Source organism: Paenibacillus sp. FSL H8-0282 (assembly GCF_037963825.1).
In the GTDB taxonomy this organism is placed as follows: Bacteria; Bacillota; Bacilli; order Paenibacillales; family Paenibacillaceae; genus Paenibacillus_AQ; species Paenibacillus_AQ odorifer.
In genome coordinates this window covers 4,203,396-4,225,046 of the sequence record NZ_CP150146.1, presented here as the reverse complement: position 1 = coordinate 4,225,046, position 21,651 = coordinate 4,203,396, and the positions used below count along the sequence as shown (strand labels likewise).

At 43.5% G+C, this 21,651-nt stretch carries 25 protein-coding genes; all 25 read left to right on the top strand.

The window, feature by feature from the left end; translation table 11 throughout:
* The 25 genes from flgC (at position 1) to NST94_RS18075 (ending at position 21,640) form a co-directional block, all read left to right on the top strand.
* A complete protein-coding gene (flgC, locus tag NST94_RS18195) occupies positions 1–447 on the top strand; it encodes a flagellar basal body rod protein FlgC (protein ID WP_036688555.1) in 447 nt (148 codons plus the stop codon).
* A gap of 33 nt (positions 448–480) precedes the next feature.
* Entirely contained in the window at positions 481–792 is a 312-nt protein-coding gene (fliE, locus tag NST94_RS18190) for a flagellar hook-basal body complex protein FliE (protein ID WP_036688553.1), read from the top strand.
* Between the two features lie 34 nt (positions 793–826).
* Positions 827–2,413, top strand: a complete 1,587-nt coding sequence (gene fliF, locus NST94_RS18185) for a flagellar basal-body MS-ring/collar protein FliF (protein ID WP_076127802.1) — start codon at positions 827–829, stop codon at positions 2,411–2,413.
* Positions 2,414–2,417: 4 nt separating this feature from the next.
* Positions 2,418–3,434, top strand: a complete 1,017-nt coding sequence (gene fliG / locus NST94_RS18180; RefSeq protein ID WP_036688550.1) for a flagellar motor switch protein FliG — start codon at positions 2,418–2,420, stop codon at positions 3,432–3,434.
* Positions 3,427–4,275: a FliH/SctL family protein gene (locus NST94_RS18175; RefSeq protein WP_036688548.1), complete on the top strand. Its 849-nt coding sequence runs from the start codon at positions 3,427–3,429 to the stop codon at positions 4,273–4,275. Before fliG ends, NST94_RS18175 begins: the two co-directional genes overlap by 8 nt.
* Positions 4,268–5,581, top strand: a complete 1,314-nt coding sequence (fliI, locus tag NST94_RS18170) for a flagellar protein export ATPase FliI (RefSeq protein WP_036688546.1) — start codon at positions 4,268–4,270, stop codon at positions 5,579–5,581. The genes NST94_RS18175 and fliI overlap by 8 nt, the downstream gene beginning before the upstream one ends.
* A 9-nt stretch (positions 5,582–5,590) precedes the next feature.
* Complete coding sequence (gene fliJ / locus NST94_RS18165; RefSeq protein WP_036688544.1) at positions 5,591–6,034, top strand: flagellar export protein FliJ; 444 nt, start codon at positions 5,591–5,593, stop codon at positions 6,032–6,034.
* A gap of 39 nt (positions 6,035–6,073) precedes the next feature.
* Positions 6,074–6,991: a kinesin gene (locus tag NST94_RS18160; protein WP_076301786.1), complete on the top strand. Its 918-nt coding sequence runs from the start codon at positions 6,074–6,076 to the stop codon at positions 6,989–6,991.
* A 24-nt stretch (positions 6,992–7,015) separates the two neighbouring features.
* On the top strand, positions 7,016–8,497 hold the full coding sequence (locus tag NST94_RS18155) for a flagellar hook-length control protein FliK (RefSeq protein ID WP_076301627.1): 1,482 nt from the start codon (positions 7,016–7,018) through the stop codon (positions 8,495–8,497).
* 33 nt (positions 8,498–8,530) lie between these two features.
* Positions 8,531–9,028: a flagellar hook capping FlgD N-terminal domain-containing protein gene (locus NST94_RS18150; RefSeq protein WP_036688543.1), complete on the top strand. Its 498-nt coding sequence runs from the start codon at positions 8,531–8,533 to the stop codon at positions 9,026–9,028.
* Complete coding sequence (locus tag NST94_RS18145; protein ID WP_036688541.1) at positions 9,025–9,408, top strand: TIGR02530 family flagellar biosynthesis protein; 384 nt, start codon at positions 9,025–9,027, stop codon at positions 9,406–9,408. Before NST94_RS18150 ends, NST94_RS18145 begins: the two co-directional genes overlap by 4 nt.
* A 104-nt stretch (positions 9,409–9,512) precedes the next feature.
* Positions 9,513–10,331, top strand: coding sequence for a flagellar basal body rod protein FlgG (gene flgG, locus NST94_RS18140; RefSeq protein ID WP_076127808.1), 819 nt, complete (start codon positions 9,513–9,515; stop codon positions 10,329–10,331).
* 89 nt (positions 10,332–10,420) lie between these two features.
* Positions 10,421–10,645, top strand: a complete 225-nt coding sequence (locus NST94_RS18135) for a flagellar FlbD family protein (RefSeq protein ID WP_036688535.1) — start codon at positions 10,421–10,423, stop codon at positions 10,643–10,645.
* A complete protein-coding gene (locus NST94_RS18130) occupies positions 10,642–11,109 on the top strand; it encodes a flagellar basal body-associated FliL family protein (protein WP_076100380.1) in 468 nt (155 codons plus the stop codon). Before NST94_RS18135 ends, NST94_RS18130 begins: the two co-directional genes overlap by 4 nt.
* Before the next feature lie 39 nt (positions 11,110–11,148).
* Positions 11,149–12,147: a flagellar motor switch protein FliM gene (gene fliM / locus NST94_RS18125; protein WP_036688529.1), complete on the top strand. Its 999-nt coding sequence runs from the start codon at positions 11,149–11,151 to the stop codon at positions 12,145–12,147.
* Positions 12,137–13,441 carry a flagellar motor switch phosphatase FliY gene (gene fliY / locus NST94_RS18120; protein WP_076182668.1) on the top strand — a complete coding sequence of 435 codons (1,305 nt, stop codon included), beginning with the start codon at positions 12,137–12,139 and terminating at the stop codon, positions 13,439–13,441. The genes fliM and fliY overlap by 11 nt, the downstream gene beginning before the upstream one ends.
* 26 nt (positions 13,442–13,467) lie before the next feature.
* On the top strand, positions 13,468–13,833 hold the full coding sequence (locus tag NST94_RS18115; protein WP_076127811.1) for a response regulator: 366 nt from the start codon (positions 13,468–13,470) through the stop codon (positions 13,831–13,833).
* Positions 13,834–13,842: 9 nt separating this feature from the next.
* Positions 13,843–14,367, top strand: coding sequence for a flagellar biosynthetic protein FliO (locus tag NST94_RS18110; RefSeq protein ID WP_036688521.1), 525 nt, complete (start codon positions 13,843–13,845; stop codon positions 14,365–14,367).
* On the top strand, positions 14,364–15,125 hold the full coding sequence (fliP, locus tag NST94_RS18105; protein ID WP_076301626.1) for a flagellar type III secretion system pore protein FliP: 762 nt from the start codon (positions 14,364–14,366) through the stop codon (positions 15,123–15,125). Before NST94_RS18110 ends, fliP begins: the two co-directional genes overlap by 4 nt.
* Positions 15,126–15,146: 21 nt before the next feature.
* Positions 15,147–15,416 carry a flagellar biosynthesis protein FliQ gene (gene fliQ / locus NST94_RS18100; RefSeq protein ID WP_036688516.1) on the top strand — a complete coding sequence of 90 codons (270 nt, stop codon included), beginning with the start codon at positions 15,147–15,149 and terminating at the stop codon, positions 15,414–15,416.
* Positions 15,417–15,425: 9 nt separating this feature from the next.
* Positions 15,426–16,211 carry a flagellar biosynthetic protein FliR gene (gene fliR / locus NST94_RS18095; RefSeq protein ID WP_036688514.1) on the top strand — a complete coding sequence of 262 codons (786 nt, stop codon included), beginning with the start codon at positions 15,426–15,428 and terminating at the stop codon, positions 16,209–16,211.
* Positions 16,212–16,233: 22 nt separating this feature from the next.
* On the top strand, positions 16,234–17,328 hold the full coding sequence (flhB, locus tag NST94_RS18090; RefSeq protein ID WP_036688512.1) for a flagellar biosynthesis protein FlhB: 1,095 nt from the start codon (positions 16,234–16,236) through the stop codon (positions 17,326–17,328).
* Positions 17,329–17,346: 18 nt separating this feature from the next.
* Complete coding sequence (gene flhA / locus NST94_RS18085) at positions 17,347–19,380, top strand: flagellar biosynthesis protein FlhA (RefSeq protein WP_036688509.1); 2,034 nt, start codon at positions 17,347–17,349, stop codon at positions 19,378–19,380.
* On the top strand, positions 19,377–20,762 hold the full coding sequence (gene flhF / locus NST94_RS18080) for a flagellar biosynthesis protein FlhF (RefSeq protein WP_076127816.1): 1,386 nt from the start codon (positions 19,377–19,379) through the stop codon (positions 20,760–20,762). Before flhA ends, flhF begins: the two co-directional genes overlap by 4 nt.
* The gene (locus NST94_RS18075) at positions 20,759–21,640 is read left to right on the top strand and encodes a MinD/ParA family protein (RefSeq protein WP_339281133.1); all 882 of its coding nucleotides are present in this window, start codon (positions 20,759–20,761) and stop codon (positions 21,638–21,640) included. The genes flhF and NST94_RS18075 overlap by 4 nt, the downstream gene beginning before the upstream one ends.
* Positions 21,641–21,651 lie beyond the last annotated feature (11 nt).

Below are 21,651 nucleotides of genomic sequence, written 5' to 3'. Positions count from 1 at the left end.
ATGAACTTTGGTAGTAGTTTTGGGATCAGCGCATCTGCATTAACGGCTCAACGGTTGCGGATGGATGTAATTTCTTCCAACGTAGCCAATGCTGAAACTACAAGAGCATCCGTGGTGGATGGCAAGGCTGTTCCTTACCGACGTAAGTTGGTTGTTTTGGAAACGAACGAAAGTAATAAATTCTCGAATATACTAAATTCGAAAATGAATAATAGCAATGAAGGGGTTAAGGTGCAGTCGATCATAGAAGACACTTCACCATTGAAGCCGGTATACAATCCGAGCCATCCCGATGCGGATGCTGAAGGATATGTCTATATGCCAAACGTAGACATTACCAAAGAAATGGTTGATATGTTATCTGCATCTCGCTCTTATGATGCCAATGTTACGATGCTTAATGCATCCAAAGCTATGGTAAGCAAGGCACTCGAAATTGGTAGATAAATGAATGTTAATTAACTTAAGGGGGGGAAACAGTTGATACAGAATATATCTAATGGGGTTCAGGCTGTACAGCAGCTTGCAATGAAACCGACATCTTCCGAAGTTTCATCCACTCCTGCTAATTCGATGGAGAGCTTTGGCTCTTATCTTGAGGATGCGCTCAATAAAGTGGCTGATCAGGAACAACAAGCTAAGGATATGAGTAATAAATTTGTATTGGGAGAAGTGAACATTGACGAAGTGATGATTTCTTCCCAACAGGCTCTACTGAGTTTACAGTTGACTACACAAGTCCGGAACAAAGTGATTGAAGCCTATCAAGAAATTATGAGAACTCAAATATAATAAATCCTAGCTTAGTTTCGGATGGGGTGACACTGTGAATGAAAGATTTGCCCAATATCGGGAGAAGGTTCTCTTGTATTGGAACAGATTTAGTGGTAAACAGAAGATTTTATTCTTTTCAACATTGTTTATCATTCTAATAATAATCGTAGTTATGACCATGCAGCTTTCAAAAACAGAATATGAAGTAGCATTTCAAGATTTGGACAGTACGGATTCGGCTGGAGTAATGAAAGCCTTAGATTCAGCAGGTGTTTCATACCGATTAAGTCAAGATGGAAAGAGTATTTCTGTACCAAGTACAGAAGCAGCTCGGGTCAAGGTGGATATCGGTTCTCAGGGGATTGTTCAAGGTGGCTCTATCGGATATAAAGTCTTTGACGAAAATTCGTCAATGATAGGTACAACAGATAGCGAGTTTAACGTGAAGTACAATAATGCATTAAACGGTGAAGTTGAACAGTTAATGAGACGTATGCAAGGGATTAAAGATGCAAAAGTGCTGATTAATTTGCCTAAAGAGACAGTTTTTGCCTCACAGGCTGATCAGGAGCAGGCGTCTGCATCCGTTGTGCTTTCATTTGATCCAGGATTTAGACCTACCCAAGACAATATTGACGGGTATTTCAATCTTGTGAAAACTGCTGTGCCTAATTTACCAATTGACAACATTACTATTGCAAATAATGAAATTGAATTAATGCCAACAGCTAAAGGTGGACAGGCTGGTGTCACAAACCAAGTTGAAGAAAACTTCGCTCTTCAGAAGAAATTCGAAGAAGAAGTAAAGAAAAATGTGAAACAATTCCTTAGCACTCTTACCGGTCCTGATAAAGTGGATGTTCTTGTGTTCTCAAAGTTGAACTTTGACAAGGAAAACCGGAAGGAAGATCTTGTTACCCCTGTGGATACAGAGAACATGAAGGGGATTGAGATCAGTTCACAAATAATTAGTAATTCGTATTCGGGTCAAGGTAACACGACTGGCGGAGTGGCTGGCACTGGTTCTCAAGATGTTACGGGCTATCCTTCTAATGCGGGTGCGGATACTTCTACCTCGGAGGAATCTTCGGAAACGAGGAACTTCGAAGTTAACCGAATTACTAAAGATGTTATTGCTAGTCCGTATACTGTTAAAGACTTAACCATAAATGTTGCAGTTGAACCACCTTCAGGAGAAAAAAGTTTAGATGATGCAACATCAGCTGCAATCCAAAATATTTTGGTGAATATTGTTCGCGCTTCTCTTGCAGATTCAGGTACTACATATACAGACGCTGATTTGACCAAAAAGGTTTCGGTCTACTCGCAACAATTTGGTGGCACCGATGCCAACACCGTTAAAGGTGGTCTCGCTTCTTGGATGATATGGGCAATCGGAGCAGCAGCATTGCTGGTTGGAGCAGGTGGAGGATATCTAATCTACCGGAGTCGTAAACAGACTGTGGAAGAGGAAGATGAAGACATTCCATTGCAGGTTCCTACTGAATTTCCTTCTATTAACTTGGAGAGCGTGACGAATGAAAGTCAAGTTCGTAAGCAATTGGAAAGTTTGGCCAAGAAGAAGCCAGACGAATTCGTAAATCTGCTGCGTACATGGCTTGCAGACGAACAGAGGTGAACTAATGGCAAAGGCTAGCCAGCAGGGACTTAGTGGCCGTCAAAAAGCTGCGATCCTGCTTATCACACTAGGGCCCGAGGTATCGGCGCAAATTTTCAAACATTTAAGAGACGAGGAGATTGAACAGCTGACTCTTGAAATTGCTAATGTTCGCAAAGTGGACAGCGGTGAAAAAGAGTCGATCATGTCTGAATTCCATCAGATATGCCTCGCCCAGGAATATATATCACAAGGCGGTATTAACTACGCTAAAGAAATTCTGGAGAAAGCGCTTGGGTCAACAAAAGCAATGGAGGTCATTAATCGTCTGACTGCAACATTGCAAGTAAGACCTTTTGATTTTGCACGAAAAGCGGATCCTAATCAGATTCTCAACTTTATCCAGAATGAAAATGTACAGACTATTGCACTTGTATTGTCTTATCTGCAATTTGAACAAGCTGCTGCAATCCTTTCCTCACTTCCTCAAGAGAAGCAGGCAGAGGTGGCGAGAAGAATTGCTGTGATGGACAGTACCTCTCCAGAGGTAATTACGCAAATTGAACGTGTGCTGGAGCAGAAGCTTTCCGCTACAGTAACCCAGGATTATACAAATGCTGGTGGTATCGAATCAATTGTACAAATCTTGAATGGGGTTGACCGGGGGACAGAACGTACGATTCTGGATTCTCTCGAAATTCAAGATCCAGAGCTTGCCGAAGAGATCAAAAAACGGATGTTCGTATTCGAAGATATTGTTAATGTGGACAATCGTTCAATACAGCGCATTGTTCGTGATATCGATAATGCGGATTTACAGCTTGCACTCAAGGTTGCCAGCGAAGAAGTACGGGATGTTATTTTCAGAAATATGTCCAAGCGTATGGCAGAAACGTTCCGAGAAGAAATGGAATACATGGGTCCTGTGCGGCTGCGTGATGTTGAAGAAGCACAGACTCGTATTGTAGGCACGATCCGCAGACTCGAAGAGTCTGGTGAAATTATCATCGCTCGTGGCGGAGGAGATGACATCATTGTCTAAGCTGATCAAACACTCCCAGTATGTTCCGGTTGATGTCTTTAAGAGACTGGAACAGGCCCGGCAATATGCGGGCCTAACTGAGGAGCCCGTTCCCGAGGAGACTTTAAGCGAGACTGACTATCATGATCCCGCACGTGAAGAGGCAGAAGAGACGCGTAAGCAAATGCTTAAGGACGCTCAGGATTTTGCTGAAGAGCAGGTTCGGAATGCATCTCTTGAAGCGGAACAGATTGTAGAGTCCTCGAAAGCGGAGGCTGAAGAGTGGTGGAAACAACGGCGTGAGCAGGATGAACATCTGATCGAAGCTATCAAAGCTGAAGCTCATCAGCAAGGTTATGAGGAAGGTGTTTCTCAGGCTGAGGAAGAGATGAAGCATAAGATCGCAGAGATGATGGAAGAAGCGCGTGCTGTTTTGACTGAGGCGTATAAAGCAAGAGAAGTGATTATTCAGGAAGCGGAGCCTTTTTTAGTAGAGTTAAGCTGTGATATTGCAGAGAAAATTGTGGACAAGCAGTTAACGGTAGAACCACAATTCGCAATGGACTTAATTCGCAAAAATCTGGCTCGTAAGCGAGAACAAGGTTTGATCTCACTTTGTGTATCCCCAGCGCAGTTCGCTTTTGTGAATGCTGCTCGGGAAGAATTATCACTAGCTGTTGATTCACAGGCTGAACTGCAAATCTTGCCCGACTCAACGGTAAAAGACCAAGGATGTGTTATCCGCTCTTCCTTTGGCAGCATTGATGCTCGAATCGACACTCAGCTCGCAGAGATCAAGAAAGAGCTGGTAAGAATTGCGCTGGACACCGATGAGCAGAGAAATGGGGAAGACGATGCTTAATAGCAACCGTTATAAGGAGCAACTTCGTAATCTCGATCCGGTGAGGATCAATGGGAAAGTGACGCAGGTAATCGGTCTAATGGTTGAATCGGAAGGTCCTGACGCAAGTATAGGTGATGTATGCTACATCTACCCTTCTAAAGGAAACAAACCGCTGCAAGCTGAGGTCGTTGGTTTCCGTGATAACAAGGTACTATTGATGCCACTTGGTGAACTGCAGGCGATTGGACCTGGTTGTGATGTAGTGGGCACTGGTAAGCCGCTTAGCGTGCAAGTAGGTTCTGAATTGTTAGGAAAAGTACTGGATGGTCTGGGGCAGCCGCTTGATGGCTCTCTCATTCCAGCACGAATGCCACATAGCTCTACCTTTAATATTCCTTCCAATCCACTTAATAGACCGCGGGTGCAGGAACCCATCAGTATTGGTGTGAGAGCGATTGACGGTTTGCTAACGATTGGCAAGGGACAGCGGGTCGGTATTTTTGCTGGCTCGGGGGTCGGCAAGAGTACTTTGATGGGGATGATTGCCCGGAATACATCGGCCGACGTAAATGTTATTGCTCTGATTGGTGAGCGTGGCAGAGAAGTATTGGATTTCATTGAACGGGATTTGGGACCAGAGGGCTTGCAGCGATCCGTAGTAATTGTTGCTACCTCAGACCAACCTGCATTGATTCGCATAAAAGGTGCGCTTATCGCTACAACGATTGCCGAGTATTTCCGCGATCGTGGCCTTAATGTAATGCTGATGATGGATTCGGTCACCCGTTATGCCATGGCCCAACGTGAAGTTGGACTTGCAGTTGGAGAACCGCCAGCCATGCGGGGATATACACCTTCGGTGTTTGCCAGCTTACCCAAACTGCTGGAACGCGCCGGTACAGGTCCTACAGGCTCTATAACAGCCTTTTACACGGTACTGGTTGATGGTGATGACATGAACGAGCCAATCGCAGATGCAGTCAGAGGAATACTTGACGGACATATTGTACTCAATCGAAATATTGCTAACAAAGGACACTTTCCAGCAATAGATGTTCTTTCCAGCATAAGTCGAGTAATGAAGGATATTGCTCCAGAAGAACAGATTGCAGCAGCGGAGAATGTGAAACGCCTTATGGCCGTTTATAAGGATTCAGAGGATTTGATTAATATTGGAGCTTATCAAAGAGGCTCTAATGCTCAAATTGACGAGTCGATGGAATTTATCGACAGTATATGGGATTTCACCAAACAAAAGGTGAATGAAAAAGTTACGCTGGCTGAAGTTCAACAGTCTTTAATTTCACAGTTCTCAAGGAGTTGATTCGGTATTATGAGGTTTCATTATACTTTTCAAAAAGTCGTTGACTTGAAGGGCAATGAGAAGACACAGGCAGAATGGATGCTCTCAAGCGCGCTTGGAGAATTGCAGGCACAGGAAAGAAGCCTGGATGAACTCATCTTTCAGCGGAGTGCTATCATGCTATCCTTACAAAATGCCGCAGAGCAAAAGACACCTATGATTAAGATTCGTGAAATGCAGGAGTATGTGGAATATCTGGATAAATGCATTGCCCGTAAGCATACGGACATTAGCCGTGCACATCAAGAAGTCCAGAAGAAACAAGATCAGTTAAGCACTAAGGTTTTAGATGAAAAAGTATGGTTGAAGGCAAAAGACAAGGCTGAGACACTGTTTCAGCAAAGTATGATTTTACGGGAACAAAACGAACTGGATGAGATGGCAACCGTCCGCTTCGCGATGAAATCCCTCTAACCCGGGAGGTTTCCGCTAGTGGCTAATATTGATAATGATATGGAACTTGAAAATGAAGGGTCAGCGGGGAAATTTGAGCGGTTCTTATTCTTAATGATACCGATTATCTTCACGCTAGTACTGCTTGGAGTACTGTTGACGCTTTTTAATATGGACATTCGTAATAATGTGCTTGAAGTTGCGAATAAAATTCCTATCCTGGAAAAATGGGTTCCTGATCCGCCTGCAGATCCTTCTAAACCGAAGGAAGAAAGCAAAAAGCAGGAAGTGAGCTCAGCGACAACGATTAAGGAGCTTAAAGCTCAGCTCGCCCAGCAGGAAGAAAACCTGAAGAAGGTTACAGATGAAAAAACAGCCCAGGATACCAAGGTTCAGGCGCTAGAGTCACAGATTGAGGGTATGAAGAAGGAAGCTGAAACCGCAGAGGCAAGCATAGAAGAAACTGAAGATCCTTATCAGAAACAGGTTTCTGATTTGGCTAAGCTGTATGCGGGCATGAAAGCTTCGAAGGCTGCACCGATCATGGAGAATTTAACTACAGAAGAAATGGTACAGATCTTCAGTGTCATGAATAAAGCGAGTAAAACTGCGATTTTGGAAAAAATGGATCCGCAAAAGGCTGCAGATGTAACGATTAAGTTAAAAGAAACCACATCTTCGAGTGACATGGCGATCGCAGCCCTTCAATCTAGATTGAAGAAAGATGCCGGCACAACAGCATCAACAACAACCAGTAAGAATTTGGATAAGGAAAAGTTGAATCAGACCTTCAGCTCAATGACTCCTGCTAATGCGGCATCGTTACTAGGAGAAATGTACAAGATTAGCCCTGATAAGGTCGTGACGATTATGAATACCGTAAGTGATAGTGTTCGTTCATCTATTTTGGGAGAAATGACTAAAAATGATAGCGCGCAAACTGCGAAAATTGTTAATCGTCTGATGGGTGCTAAATAGATAGGGAAAGGAGGTGAAAAATAAATGAGTTTAGTCGTTCAATCGCTTGTGAGTGCAAACGCAACTGCAGTAAACGGGAGTTCATCGACTACAACGGGCACAACAACGACGGGTGCACCATTTGCTCAAACCCTGGTACAAACCATGGGAGGCAATGCCAACACCCCGTCAACTCCAGCTGAACCCCTATTGGGAAATCTAGCTTCTTTGCTGCAAGGCCTGTTAAAGGAAGTGCAGCCGACTGGAGAAGAGCAAGCAGGGCAAGACGCTCAGAAGGGTGAACTCCTTGAAAAACTTGCTGCTGATGTTGAGAAGCTGGATGAAAGTATCAGTAGTGATCCAGCTCTGTTGGTAGCCTTGCAAGCTTGGATTCTTCAGGTATCTGCACTTCTATCTGGAAGCCATGCTGCAGAGAATGGTACTACTACAACGGAAGCAGAAGTGGCTGGAAGCTTGTCACCATTGGCACAGAATGCTGATACATTAAGATTTGCAGTTCAAGATGACTTGCAAAGTTTAGTTTCTATGATTCAAGAAGCTGCAGTAAGTGGCAATGAGGAAGTTGCAACTAAGGGAATCAGTTTATTGAATAATTTCACAACGCTTTTAGAAGAGTCCTCCTCTAACACTAATAAGGGGAAGGGAAAGACCAGCAATGTGAGTATTAATTCTGATTCTTCCTTACAACAGCCCGTTATTACTGAAAGCAAAAATAACCAAACGGATAAAACAATTCAGAATGTGAGCAGTCGTTCCGGAGAAGCTGTTGTAGTGAAAAATGATACGGTTGTAAGCTCGCCTGTGACATCAGGAACTGTGCAAGAAGCTGAAGCAGAGACTGCGAACACACCGTTAATCAAGACAGGCGTAACCGGGGAAACGAAGACAACAGAATCTGCTCAAGATTCCCCGCTAGGAATTACAGCTAACGAAGGGGATCATGAGGTTGTTACTGCGGGGCAGTTATCTCTGCGCGGAGGAATTACAGCACCGCTGAAGGCTGAAGTGCCAGCAGCGCCTGTTCCGGTTCAGCAATTTGCTCAAGAAATGACAGGTTTCATTACAGGCAAATTAGAGATTGTGCAAAAAGGTGGGATCGCTGAAGCGACTATATCCCTTTTTCCAGAAAATCTCGGACAAGTTGATGTTAAGATCACCATGCAAAATGGTCATTTAGTTGCCCAGTTCATGACTGAACATACCGGCGCTAAAGATATGCTGGAACAACAAATGAACCAGCTTCGCGCTGCATTGCAATCTCAAGGTCTTCAAGTGGAGAAGCTGGAAGTTACGCAAAATAATACCCCACTCAATTCGCAATGGGGGCAGGAAGGACGCCAACCTAATTCCGGAAGTGGACAGCAGGGTAGACGTTCCAAAGAAAGCAGAGAGGAAGCCAGTGATGCTGTTCTAGCCGCAGAGCTGAATGGTGAATGGAAGGACTGGGTTTCAAATGCGGGACAAGAAGATCAGTCCCAAGGTGGATCTTTTTCTGCTAAGGCTTAACTTTAATAACAAAGGAAAGAGAGGTGAGTGGTTATGGCGACAACAGTTCCGGTCTCTACTAAAGATCAGTGGAATTATACAACTCCCGACTCTAGTGCACGGACAACGGGTAATTCTACTTTAGGTAAGGATCAGTTTTTGAAGATTTTGATTACTCAGCTGCAAAATCAAGATCCGATGCAACCGATGGAAGATAAAGAATTTATTGCGCAAATGGCCCAGTTTACATCCGTGGAGCAATTGATGAATATCTCTACTCAGCTTAATGCTATGAATCAGTCCCTTGGATCTGTATCCGGGTTGATTGGTAAAGATATTACTTGGACAGACACCGCCACAAAGCTGCCTAAGACAGGTAATGTTGAATCTATCGTTGTTAGCAATGGTATTCAATATGCGGTTGTGGGAAAAGACAGAATTGCTTTAACCGATATTACACAAATTCAGAATGCCGCAGCAACGCCAGAAAGCGGTTCTGGTACAGATAGTAATACTCCGGAGAATAGCGGAGGAAGCGGGGCGAGCATATGAGTGACAGGCTTACTATAGGCCAACTGTATCCTGCGTCCCTGCATTCCACAACGTTACAACGATCTTCGCTGCCTAAGCAGTCTGTGGCGGGGGAAGCTTCTTTTGAGAGTTTACTGCAACAGAAACTATTAAAATTCAGCAATCATGCTGCTAAGCGCCTTGAACAAAGAGGGATAGAGCTTGGAAGCGGTCAGCTGGATCAAATTTCATCTGCTGTGGACAAAGCTGCTGCTAAGGGAAGTAAAGAATCCTTGATATTAATGAAGGATTTGGCGTTTATCGTTAGCGTTCCTAATCGCACAGTAGTTACTGCTATGGATGGTAACTCGATCAAAGATAATGTATTTACACAAATCGATAGTGCAATAGTGATTTCATAAAAGGCTGGTCCTAACGGAAAGCCGAGGCGGCCGCTGACCGACTGACGCGGTCCCAATTCACTTGGAAAGTTATTAGGACTCTATAATCTGGGAGGACATTAAACATGTTAAGATCAATGTATTCAGGGGTTTCAGGAATGAGAGGCTTTCAAACTAAGCTTGATGTAATCGGTAATAATATTGCTAACGTAAACACTATCGGATTTAAATCCGGACGTGTTATGTTCAAGGATATTATGAGCCAAACCGTTTCTGGTGTTACTGCACCGGGTGAGGATGGTCAAGGTGGGGTAAATGCGAAACAAGTTGGACTAGGTGTTAGTATTGCTTCTATAGATACCCTACATTTGGCTGGCAGTGCTCAAACCACCAACAACCCAACAGATTTACGTATCGATGGAGATGGTTTTTTCCTGGTTAAGCTTACTGAGGATCAAGAAACTGCGTTTTTGACCCGCGCCGGAGATTTCCACATTGACGCTGCGCGTAATCTTGTTACTGCTGACGGACTTCATGTTTTAGATTCCGACGGCGGGCTCATTCAATTAGGTGACGATGTAACGGCGTTTTCTATCTCTAATGATGGAACAATTGTACAGACCATGGCGGATGGAACGACTGAAGCTGGGGTAAAGATTGGTGTAGCCAAGGTTACTAACCCATCTGGTCTGGAGAAAATCGGAGGCAATCTGTATCGTATGACACTTAATGCGAATGCAGAAGGCGAACTAGTTCCGACTACAGCGAACAATACAGAAGATGGCACCGGGGCAATCATCTCTGGACAGCTGGAAATGTCCAATGTGGATCTTACCAATGAATTTACAGAAATGATCGTATCACAGCGTGGATTCCAGGCGAATTCCCGTATCATCACAACTTCTGATGAAGTGCTGCAGGAAGTAGTAAACCTGAAGCGTTAATTTAATCAATAAATTCTATATTTTCTTAAATGGTTCATGCGGAGTCGTGGGGGAGTTACTCCTCCCCCTATTTTGTTAGGAGGCCTGTTATGATATCGGTAACAAGATTAAATGGAACACCGATGTGGATCAATGCCCTACTGGTCGAAATGGTAGAAGAAAGCCCGGATACATATATTACGCTCGTAACCGGAAAAAGACTGATCGTTCTCGAAAAAGCCGATGAGGTTATTACGAAGATCCGGGATTATAACAGGGACATAGGCACATATGCTGCCACCATTAAAATCCAGTCAATGGAGGAGCTAACATGAAAAAGATGATGCCGTGGCTCATCACGATATTACTAGCGATTACTCTGATCGTGGTCGCCGCATTTTTACTAATGGACAGGATCTTTCCGAAAGATACGAACGAGGTAAGTGCTGCTGTTCAAAATGTGGAAACAAAACATTTAACTGCAGATGAAATCGTCGAATTGACGGCAGAGATCATTGATATCAAAACAAATCTTGCTGATCCCGATTTTATCCTTCAAGTAGATTTCGCCTTCCAACTGAGTTCTGCGAAATCAAAGGAAGAATTCGAAAAAATAAAAGAGATCAAAATCAAACCAATAATTATCAAGACGCTTGCAGATACCAAACCTGAGGACCTTAATGGAGCGAATGGAAAAGATCAGCTTAGCAGTAAGCTTATTAATCTGATCAATAAGACATTGACTGAGGGCCAAATTACTCAGATCGAAATCACCAAATTCCTTTTGGCTTCTGTGTAGCTTTATTCCTGATAATTCTTTGATGGGGGGGTGATTGAATTGGTTGATGTACTATCACAAAACGAAATTGATGCTCTACTTGCTGCACTTTCTTCAGGTGAGATGGACGCCGATGAACTTAAAAAGGAAGAAACTCAGAAGAAAATCCGCTCTTATGACTTTAAACGGGCTGTCCGCTTTTCCAAAGATCATATCCGCAGTCTTACACGGATACATGACAATTTCGCCCGTTATCTTACAACGTATTTTTCAGCCCAATTGCGCACCTTCGTTCAGATTAATGTCGTTCAAGTAGAGCAGCTCCCTTATGATGAATTTATTCGCTCCATACCGAAAATGACGATATTGAACATTTTTGAAGCAGAACCTTTAGAGGGCCGCATGGTAATGGAAGTTCATCCTAACATTGCTTTTGCTATGCTGGACAGGTTGCTTGGAGGCTTTGGAACTGCACCTTCTAAGATTAATGCTCTTACTGAGATCGAAACAACAATTATGGAGCGCATCTTTAGTAGATGTTTTGAGAGTCTGCAGGAGGCTTGGAAAACGGTGCTGGATATTCATCCGCGGATGGAAGCTCTTGAGACGAATCCGCAGTTCATGCAGATTGTATCGCCCAATGAGACCATTGCATTAATCTCTCTAAGTACCAAAATTGGAGACACAACAGGCATGATCAATCTTTGTATACCGCATGTCGTTCTAGAGCCTATCATGTCCAGACTTTCTGTTCACCAATGGTTTGTGACAGAGAAGAAGACGCGGGATGAAGATGAGCTTCTGGCCATTAGAGCTAGAGTTCATAAAGCGAAGCTGCCGATTGTTGCTGAACTTGGAGAATCGAGCTTATCCATATCTGAATTCCTAGGGCTTAGCGTCGGTGACGTGATTTCTCTCAACAGAAACGTAGATTCTGGACTGTCGATTAAGGTAGGGGAGAAGCTTAAGTTCATCGGAAGTCCCGGAATGGTTAAAGATCGGGTAGCCGTGCAAATAGACGAAATTGTCAATGAAGGAGTTGAAGAATTTGACGAGTAAAGATTATTTATCCCAAGAAGAAATCGACGCCCTTCTGAGACAATCTGCGGAGGGCTCATTAGCTCCTACGGAGAAAACGGTAGATGACTATCTAACACCGTTTGAACAGGATGCTTTGGGCGAAATTGGTAATATAACGTTTGGCAGTGCAGCAACAGCACTTTCCACTTTACTAGGGAAAAAAGTAGATATTACAACCCCTCAAGTTTCGATCATTACACGCGGGGAGTTTGAAATCGCTTTTCCTAAACCGCATGTAGCTGTTCACGTTCAATATGTGGATGGGTTTCAAGGGATTAACTCACTTGTTATTAAGATTAGGGATGCGCAGGTTATTGCCGATCTGATGCTTGGCGGTGCTGGCGAACCTAAGGATGAAGAGTTGAATGAAATTCATATTAGCGCTGTGCAAGAAGCTATGAATCAAATGATGGGTTCTTCTGCTACATCGATGTCTACGATTTTTAATCGGTTTGTTAATATCTCACCTCCGGGTATCGACATTTTAAATATGTCCAGCGGAGAAGGAGTAGGCAGTCTGCCAGACGATGAGACCCTAATTCGTATTTCGTTCCGGCTTAAAATTGGTGATTTGATAGATTCTACTATTATGCAGCTCTTGCCTGTTCAGTTCGCAAAAGATATGGTATCCATGCTTCTTGGTGATGTTAGTCCTGCAGAGGAGGAGGCAGCGGTCACAATGGCTGAAACACCTGCCGTGACTAATTCTGCTGAGACACCACCTCCAGCACCTCCGGTGCAACAGGCGCCCTCACAGCCCGCAGGAGGAACGCAACCACCATATCCACCGCAGGGTATGCCACCGTATCCAGGGATGCCAGAAGGCGGGTATTATTATCCTCCAGCGGGTATGCCAGCATACGGAATGCCTGGGATGCCACCATACGGTATGCCACCGCAAGGGATGCCATATGGACAGACACCACCGCTTAATTCTGAGGCAAATCGCAATGTAAATGTACAGCCTGTGCAATTTGCAAATCTGAATGGTGGGGCCTTTGGTCATATTGATGAAAATAATTTAAATTTATTGATGGACATACCGCTTAGAGTAACCGTAGAATTAGGAAGGACCCAGAAGCAGATCAAAGATATTTTAGAAATGTCACAAGGCTCGATTATTGAGCTGGACAAGCTCGCAGGTGAGCCTGTAGATATTTTGGTTAACAACAAGCTTATTGCCAAAGGTGAAGTCGTTGTTATCGACGAAAACTTTGGGGTACGCGTTACGGATATCGTCAGCCAGTGGGACCGAATTCAGAAATTACAATAAGCATACTTAGGGAGGATTTTGTAAAAATGGCTAACCGAATTCTAATCGTGGACGATGCAGCATTTATGAGAATGATGATCCGTGACATTTTGTCGAAAAACGGATTTGAAGTAGTGGGCGAAGCTCAGGACGGTTCTCAAGCGATAGAAAAATTCAAGGAACTGCGTCCGGACCTCATCACGATGGATATTACTATGCCTGAGATGGACGGAATCGCCGCCCTGAAAGAAATCAAAAAAGTAGATCCGGCTGCAAAGGTTATTATGTGTTCAGCCATGGGCCAGCAGGCTATGGTTATCGATGCAATCCAAGCAGGAGCTAAAGACTTTATTGTGAAGCCTTTCCAAGCTGACCGGGTTATCGAAGCTATTAACAAAACGTTGGGCGCGTAGGATAAAGTCATGTTATATTCCGAAACGCTCGGAAGCAGTAACACCCTGCTGAATTTGTTTAAAGTTATTATTGTCCTGGCGATAATCATTGTACTTATAGTGGTACTAATTCGTTTTCTTGGACGACGTAATCAGACCTTTATGAGCAACCGTTCCATAAGAACGCTTGGTGCAATAGGGCTTGGACCTAATAAGTCGATGCAGGTTATCGAACTGGGAAGCAGTCTTTACTTAATCGGGATTGGTGAGAATATATCCATTTTGGATAAAGTCACCGATCCGGATGAGGTAGCATTGATCATTGCGGCATTTGAGGATCAGTCCTCTAACCAGAATAATTTCCTCGCACCGCTTATTGCCAAGGTAAAGGTAAAGCTGCGTGGGGAGGTTCCATCTCAGGAAATTGAACTTAGTGAAACATCATCTTTTTACGAGACTCTGCAATCCAAGCTTCGTTCTGCACCAGAGCGTAAAGAGAAAATGGAAGAGCTGCTTCGGGATGATGTTACTAAGGATGAGTCGAGGAATATATGAAAAAGAAGCTAATTATTGCTATTCTGCTGTTCGGTATTATCAGTGTGGTTATGATGACGCCGATACATGCTGATCCTATACCTAATGTTAATATTCAGGTCGGTAATGAAGGTTCAAGCAGTGGTACCAGTTCCATATCAATTCTTCTTCTTGTTACGGTTCTGAGTATTGCTCCGGCGTTTCTGGTTCTTATGACTAGCTTTACTAGAATTGTAATCGTATTAGGTTTTGTGAGAACCTCGCTGGGTACTCAGGCAATGCCTCCGAACCAGGTGCTGGTAGGACTTGCTCTGTTTTTGACCCTGTTCATTATGTCACCAACGCTGGCCACAGTGAATGAAAATGCGTTGCAGCCGTATATGAAGGGGACAATCACTCAAACTGAGGCTTTTGATAAAGCTGCTGATCCGATGAAAGAATTTATGTTTAAACAGACGAACACCAAAGATCTTCTGTTATTTATGAAATACACCGGTTATACCGGATCTACTAAACCGGCTACATACAGTGATATTCCACTGACGGTGATGGTGCCAGCTTTTGCAATTGGCGAATTGAAAAAGGCTTTTACAATGGGCTTCTTAATTTTCATACCATTCCTGATTATTGATATTGTTGTGGCGAGCACACTGATGGCTATGGGGATGATGATGCTTCCCCCGGTTATGATTTCATTACCTTTTAAAATAATGCTCTTTGTACTGGTAGACGGCTGGTACTTAGTCATTAAATCATTACTTCTTAGTTTTAACACCTGACCTAAAGAGGAGGCATGAGGGATGAGTACGGAGTTTATAATCGGGCTAGCAAGCCAAGCCGTATATTTAGTGCTGGAAGTCAGCGCACCCATGCTGATTCTTGGTCTGGTGGTAGGGCTAATAATCAGTATTTTTCAGGCTACGACACAGATTCAGGAACAGACGCTAGCGTTTGTTCCCAAAATCGTCGCAGTGCTACTGGCTTTATTGCTATTTGGTCCGTGGATCATCACGAAGCTGATTGACTTTACAAGCCAAATTTTGGGTAATCTCTATATGTATATTGGTTAATCAATGAACATGGAGACCATACTGCAAAGTTTACCCGTCTTTTTGCTTATTTTTTGTCGAATAACCGCTTTTTTTGTTGTCGTTCCTGTATTTTCTTCACAAGGGGTCCCGACAACCTTTAAGATTGGCATTTCTTTTTTTGTAGCATTGGTTGTCTTTAGTGCTAACGGAACAGGGCTTACGATCCCGCAGGATTTCAGTTATATTTTGCTGATTGCCAGAGAGGTATTAATAGGATTATTGCTAGGTTTCGTTGGATATTTGATGTTTATGGCGATTCAGACAGCAGGTTCATTTATTGATATTCAGATTGGCTTCGGTATTGCTAATGTTATCGATCCTATGACTGGAACGTCTGCACCAATTCTTGGTAATTTCAAATATATGATAGCCCTGCTAATGTTTCTAAGCATGAATGGTCATCACCATCTGCTAGATGCTATTGTGTACAGTTATAAATGGGTTCCTATGAATAATGATTTATTTCTAGGCATGATTGACGGTAGTTTGTCAGAGTTTCTGGTTCGAACATTTGCTCAGTCCTTTGTACTCGCTTTTCAAATGTCGGCTCCTTTAGTAACTGCGCTGTTTCTGACTGATGTTGGCCTTGCTTTCTTGGCGAGAACGGCTCCGCAATATAATGTATTTGTTATTGGGGTTCCGCTCAAAATCATTATAGGTCTTGCACTGCTTTTAGTGCTGATGCCTGGTCTGGCTGTGCTGTTTCAGAATCTCTTCGATATCATGTTCGAATCCATGGAGAATTTATTGAATCTCATGGGGAAGAGTCCGTAGGTGACCGTAAGGGGAGCGTATTATGCCTAAGACGAAGCGGTATAGACTGGATCTTCAACAATTCGCCGGTGAAAAGACGGAAAAAGCAACCCCGAAGAAACGGCAAGATGCTCGTAAAAAGGGTCAAGTAGCCAAAAGTGCTGAGCTATCCGGTGCAGTTGTATTGTTATCAGCAGTAGTTAGCTTGATGATGTTTGGTGGTTTTATGAAAGAGCGTTTCATGAAGCTATATATGGATGTATTTCAGAATCAAATGACACTGGAGGTTACTCCTGAGAATATAACGCTGCTATTTAATCAATATGGACTACAAATACTGATTTTGCTAGCTCCATTACTTGGAATAGTTTTTGTTATGGCGCTGGTAAGCAATCTGGCGCAGGTGGGCTTTATGACCACTGGAGAGGGGATCACCCCTAAATTCAGCAAGCTTAATCCGATAAAAGGGTTCAAAAATATTTTCTCCATGCGTTCGTTTGTCGAGTTCCTGAAATCCATATTTAAGCTTCTAATTATCGCTTATCTGGTATATAGCACTTTATGGGGAGAAAAGAAGAACTTTGCATCCCTGTCGCATATCAGTGCGGAGGGGATTTTTAAATTTGCGGCCAAGCTGACGATGAGTCTTGGTTTGAAAATCGGGGCTGCCCTATTGGCTATGGCTTTTCTGGACTACATGTATCAGAAGTACGAGCATGAAAAAAGCCTGAAAATGTCCAAGCAGGATATCAAGGATGAATACAAAAAAATGGAGGGTGACCCTCTAATCAAAGGTAAGATCAGGGAACGCCAACGTAGAATGGCCATGCAGCGTATGATGCAGGAAGTTCCAAATGCGGATGTAATCATTACGAATCCTACGCACTTTGCTGTTGCGCTTAAATATGACGGTACCAAGATGGAAGCGCCGCAGATTATAGCAAAAGGGCAGGATTATGTAGCACTTCGCATCCGGGAGCTGGCTAAAGAGCACGGCGTCGTGACTATGGAAAACAAACCGCTGGCACGGGCATTATTCCAAAGGGCAGAGATTGGAGATGTCGTTCCAAATGATCTGTTCCAGGCTGTGGCTGAAGTGCTGGCATATGTATATAAGCTTAAAGGTAAGAGGAGATAAGGCGGGGGGGTTAGGACATTGAAAGCTAAAGATTTAACAGTTTTGCTAGGCATCATCGGGATCGTGCTTATGATGATTCTGCCTATCCCGTCCTGGCTATTGGACGTTTTGCTTGTTATTAACATCTCAATCGCATTAATTATCATTCTGGTTGCTATGAATACGAAAAATGCACTCGAATTTTCAATTTTCCCTTCATTGCTCCTAGTAACCACACTGTTTCGTCTGTCACTTAACATCTCGACTACAAAACTGATCCTGACATACGGAGATGCCGGTTCAGTGGTATCTACTTTCGGTAGCTGGATCGCTGGCGGACAAATTGCTGTTGGATTTATCGTGTTTCTGATCTTGGTAGTAGTTCAGTTTATTGTTATCACCAAAGGTTCAGAGCGCGTAGCTGAGGTAGGCGCTAGATTTACCTTGGATGCGATGCCCGGTAAGCAAATGAGTATTGATGCCGATCTTAACGCAGGCATGATTAACGAAACCCAGGCACGTGAGCGTCGTCGTAACGTAGAACGCGAAGCGGATTTTTTCGGAGCCATGGACGGTGCGAGTAAATTCGTTAAAGGAGACGCGATTGCGAGTATTATCATCTTGCTGATCAATCTCATCGGTGGATTTATCATCGGTATGATGGTTCACGGGATGGACTTTGCTACTGCGTTATCCACTTATTCTGTATTGACCATCGGGGACGGTCTCGTCAGTCAAATTCCAGCTTTGCTGATTTCGACAGCAGCCGGCTTGATTGTTACTAGAGCTTCTTCGGAAGGTAATCTTGCAGAAGAGCTGACAGGACAGTTATTGTCCTATCCGAAATTGTTGTATATTGTCGCAGTTACGGTAGCTTTTCTTGGACTCTTTACACCCATACATATGATTACAACGCTCCCATTGGCCGGTTTGCTGGCTTTTGCAGCCTACCGTATGGGACAAAATTTAAATAAGAAACAGATTGCCGAAGAGCAACTTGTTGAAGAGAAGCAGATTGAAGAGGTACGAAGTCCGGAAAGTGTCATTAATTTGCTGTCGGTTGATCCCATTGAATTCGAGTTTGGTTATGGTCTTATTCCTTTGGCGGATACAGGTCAGGGAGGCGATCTGTTAGATCGTATCATCATGATTCGACGGCAATGTGCCCTAGAAATGGGTCTTGTAGTACCTGTTATTCGCATTCGCGACAATATTCAACTAAAACCGAATGAATATGTCATAAAAATTAAAGGAAATACAGTCGGCGGTGGTGAATTATTACTTAATCATTACCTTGCAATGAGTCCAGGATATGATGATGAATCTATAAACGGTATTGAGACCATCGAACCATCCTTTGGGCTTCCAGCATTATGGATTGATGAATCGGTTAAAGAGCGGGCTGAATTGTCCGGCTATACTGTAGTCGACCCTCCATCTGTTGTCGCAACACATCTGACGGAGTTAATCAAACGTCATGGACATGAGCTGATAGGAAGACAGGAAACTAAGATGCTGGTGGACAACCTTAGGGATAATTATCCAGTGCTCGTCGACGATCTTATTCCTTCCGTATTGGCGATTGGGGATGTGCAGAAGGTTCTTGCTAAGCTGCTTCGTGAAAAGATATCGATCAGAGATTTGGTTACGATTTTTGAGACATTGGCGGATTATGGGACATACACCAAGGATCCGGATATTCTCACTGAATATGTTCGTCAGTCCTTGTCCAGACAGATTACTCAGCAATTCTCACAAGTAGGAGAGACACTGAAAGTCATCACGGTTGGACCTAATCTTGAAAAGAAAATTTCCGAGAGTGTGCAGCAATCTGAACAGGGAAGTTATTTGGCCCTTGATCCAACTTCGACACAAACGATCTATCAGCGCTTAAGTGAACAGATCAATCGATTGCTGCAGACAGGGCAACAGCCAATAGTGCTCACATCACCAACCATTCGTATGTATTTGCGGCAGGTGATTGAACGAACGATGCAGGACATTCCTGTACTGTCTTATAGCGAGCTAGAGCCTAACATTGAAATACAAAGCGTCGGAGTGGTGAATTTATGAGAGTGAAGCGTTACGTGGTCGATTCGATGCCTGACGCCATGCTTTCCATTCGCAACGAGCTTGGGAGCGAGGCCGTCATTTTAAGTACAAAGGAAATCAAAATCGGCGGATTTTTAGGGTTATTTAAGAAGAAAAAAATAGAAGTTGTAGCAGCAGTAGAAAAGGCAGAGAAGAATAATGTTCCAAAAAAGCCGGCTGCGCCAGCGATGAATATTCCACGGAGTGCAGTACCACAGGCTTATCAAAAAGCGTCATCTGCTTCCACTACACCTTCTATACCTTCCGTACCTTCTGTTTCATTAGAAAAGCCAGAAGAGTCACGGACGTTTGCTGAGATTGCCGCAGCCTTATCGGAAGCTATCAATGTACAAGAATCGATAGCCAAGCATCCGGAGCCAGTACCTGAGCAAAAACTTCCTGAATTAAATCTGGAAGATGCACCTTCTGTATCAGCGTTGTATGAATCATTAGGATTAGAACAATCGCCAGAGGTTGCCACTGCTCTCGAAAATGATGTTCTCCGTGAGATTAGAGATATGAAGCTCTGGATGGAGCGAATTGCCAGACAATCCTCAGGTGGAAGAGAACTTCCAGACAGTCTGCAGGAGCTACGGGATCTTTTATTAGAGCAAGAAATGGATGCTGTGCTTGTTGAGGAATGGATCAGTAACATCTCGGAACGTTGGGTAGATGAAGGGCGTACTTGGGGACCAGAGAAATTTATGGGATCTCTTAAAGAACAGATTGATGGTTTCCTGACGGGACGAATTGCTGATGGAATTGCCCGGGATACTCAAATTGTATATATTGCCGGACCCACTGGAGTTGGAAAGACCACAACCATAGCTAAGCTTGCGGCAGAACAGCTATTTAAGCACGGACGCAAGGTAGGTTTTATCACCTCCGATACGTATAGAATCTCAGCTGTTGAACAGTTGCGAACCTATGCTGCTATCCTCAATGTTCCACTGGAGGTTGTCCAATCGCCAGGAGATTTGCAAAGAGCACTCTTTCGCTTGGAGAGTTGTGATCTAGTATTAATGGATACAGCTGGCCGAAATTATCGCAATGATATGCTAGTAGCAGAACTGCAAAGCTTGCTTGCGAAGGAATTGAGAAGTGAAACCTATCTTGTGCTTAGCCTGACCTCCAAAAGCCGTGATATGAAACTTATTGCAGAGCATTTCGGCAGATATAGACTGGATAAGGTTATTTTCACAAAGCTGGATGAGACGGGGAGTTACGGCCCGCTCTTTAATGTCCTGAATGACTTCCCACTTACCTTGTCTTATATGACTGATGGTCAAAATGTACCTGATGATCTGCTTATGGCTACCAAAGGACAGCTTAGTGAGTTGCTTCTTGGAACAGGTGAAACATGATGGATCAGGCACAATCCTTAAGACAGCTTGTATCCAGTCAGGATTCTAAAGTAGCTGTAAGAGGGGGATCATCCGCCAGGATCATTACGGTGTGTAGTGGTAAAGGGGGCGTTGGTAAGTCGAATTTTACACTTAACTTCGCTCTAACTTTAAAGGCTATGGGCAAACGGGTTTTACTGTTCGATGCAGATATCGGCATGGCTAATATAGATGTGTTGATGGGCGTATCGGCGAGATATAATCTTTATCATTTGTTAAAAAGAGAAGCGGATATCGAGCAGATTATTCAATACGGTCCGAATTCGCTCCCTTTTATAGCTGGTGGCTCTGGAATGGATGAGCTATTTACTCTTTCAGAGTCTGATCTTGATTATTTCACAAATCAGATAGCACTTATCGCGGACAGCATGGATTATATTTTATTCGATACAGGTGCTGGATTATCTAAGGAAACGATGAAGTTTATAACTTCTGCCGACGATTGCTTAGTCGTTACTACACCAGAACCAACAGCTATCACAGATGCATACGCATTAATGAAGGTTGTGAATCGTACCTATCCTGAGACTTCCTTTAAATTGATTGTGAACCAGGCAGGTGATGAAAGGGAAGCCATAGCGACAAGCGACAAGATCCGAATGGCCGCCAGTCGTTTTTTGCAATTAGATATTTCTTATCTTGGTCATATAAGCTCAGATGCCCATGTAGTGCAGGCTGTCAAAAGGCAAACGCCTTTCACATTGGCTTTTCCAAACTGTATTGCTGCAAAGGATATACATCGGCTTGCCCTAAGTTATTTGACCATTGATTCTAAAAAGACCACAAAAGTCCATGGGATTAAAGGCTTTATCCATAAATGGTTAAAGCGAAGTAAATAGTTGTTCTGAAT

What these genes read in the sequence shown, in the direction of transcription:
- flgC (WP_036688555.1), top strand. Translation starts at nt 1, where the DNA reads ATGAACTTTGGTAGTAGTTTTGGGATCAGCGCATCTGCATTAACGGCT.
- fliG (WP_036688550.1), top strand. Translation starts at nt 2,418, where the DNA reads ATGGCAAAGGCTAGCCAGCAGGGACTTAGTGGCCGTCAAAAAGCTGCG.
- fliI (WP_036688546.1), top strand. Translation starts at nt 4,268, where the DNA reads ATGCTTAATAGCAACCGTTATAAGGAGCAACTTCGTAATCTCGATCCG.
- fliJ (WP_036688544.1), top strand. Translation starts at nt 5,591, where the DNA reads ATGAGGTTTCATTATACTTTTCAAAAAGTCGTTGACTTGAAGGGCAAT.
- NST94_RS18160 (WP_076301786.1), top strand. Translation starts at nt 6,074, where the DNA reads ATGGAACTTGAAAATGAAGGGTCAGCGGGGAAATTTGAGCGGTTCTTA.
- NST94_RS18155 (WP_076301627.1), top strand. Translation starts at nt 7,016, where the DNA reads ATGAGTTTAGTCGTTCAATCGCTTGTGAGTGCAAACGCAACTGCAGTA.
- NST94_RS18150 (WP_036688543.1), top strand. Translation starts at nt 8,531, where the DNA reads ATGGCGACAACAGTTCCGGTCTCTACTAAAGATCAGTGGAATTATACA.
- NST94_RS18145 (WP_036688541.1), top strand. Translation starts at nt 9,025, where the DNA reads ATGAGTGACAGGCTTACTATAGGCCAACTGTATCCTGCGTCCCTGCAT.
- flgG (WP_076127808.1), top strand. Translation starts at nt 9,513, where the DNA reads ATGTTAAGATCAATGTATTCAGGGGTTTCAGGAATGAGAGGCTTTCAA.
- NST94_RS18135 (WP_036688535.1), top strand. Translation starts at nt 10,421, where the DNA reads ATGATATCGGTAACAAGATTAAATGGAACACCGATGTGGATCAATGCC.
- NST94_RS18130 (WP_076100380.1), top strand. Translation starts at nt 10,642, where the DNA reads ATGAAAAAGATGATGCCGTGGCTCATCACGATATTACTAGCGATTACT.
- NST94_RS18115 (WP_076127811.1), top strand. Translation starts at nt 13,468, where the DNA reads ATGGCTAACCGAATTCTAATCGTGGACGATGCAGCATTTATGAGAATG.
- NST94_RS18110 (WP_036688521.1), top strand. Translation starts at nt 13,843, where the DNA reads ATGTTATATTCCGAAACGCTCGGAAGCAGTAACACCCTGCTGAATTTG.
- fliP (WP_076301626.1), top strand. Translation starts at nt 14,364, where the DNA reads ATGAAAAAGAAGCTAATTATTGCTATTCTGCTGTTCGGTATTATCAGT.
- fliQ (WP_036688516.1), top strand. Translation starts at nt 15,147, where the DNA reads ATGAGTACGGAGTTTATAATCGGGCTAGCAAGCCAAGCCGTATATTTA.
- fliR (WP_036688514.1), top strand. Translation starts at nt 15,426, where the DNA reads ATGGAGACCATACTGCAAAGTTTACCCGTCTTTTTGCTTATTTTTTGT.
- flhB (WP_036688512.1), top strand. Translation starts at nt 16,234, where the DNA reads ATGCCTAAGACGAAGCGGTATAGACTGGATCTTCAACAATTCGCCGGT.
- flhF (WP_076127816.1), top strand. Translation starts at nt 19,377, where the DNA reads ATGAGAGTGAAGCGTTACGTGGTCGATTCGATGCCTGACGCCATGCTT.
- NST94_RS18075 (WP_339281133.1), top strand. Translation starts at nt 20,759, where the DNA reads ATGATGGATCAGGCACAATCCTTAAGACAGCTTGTATCCAGTCAGGAT.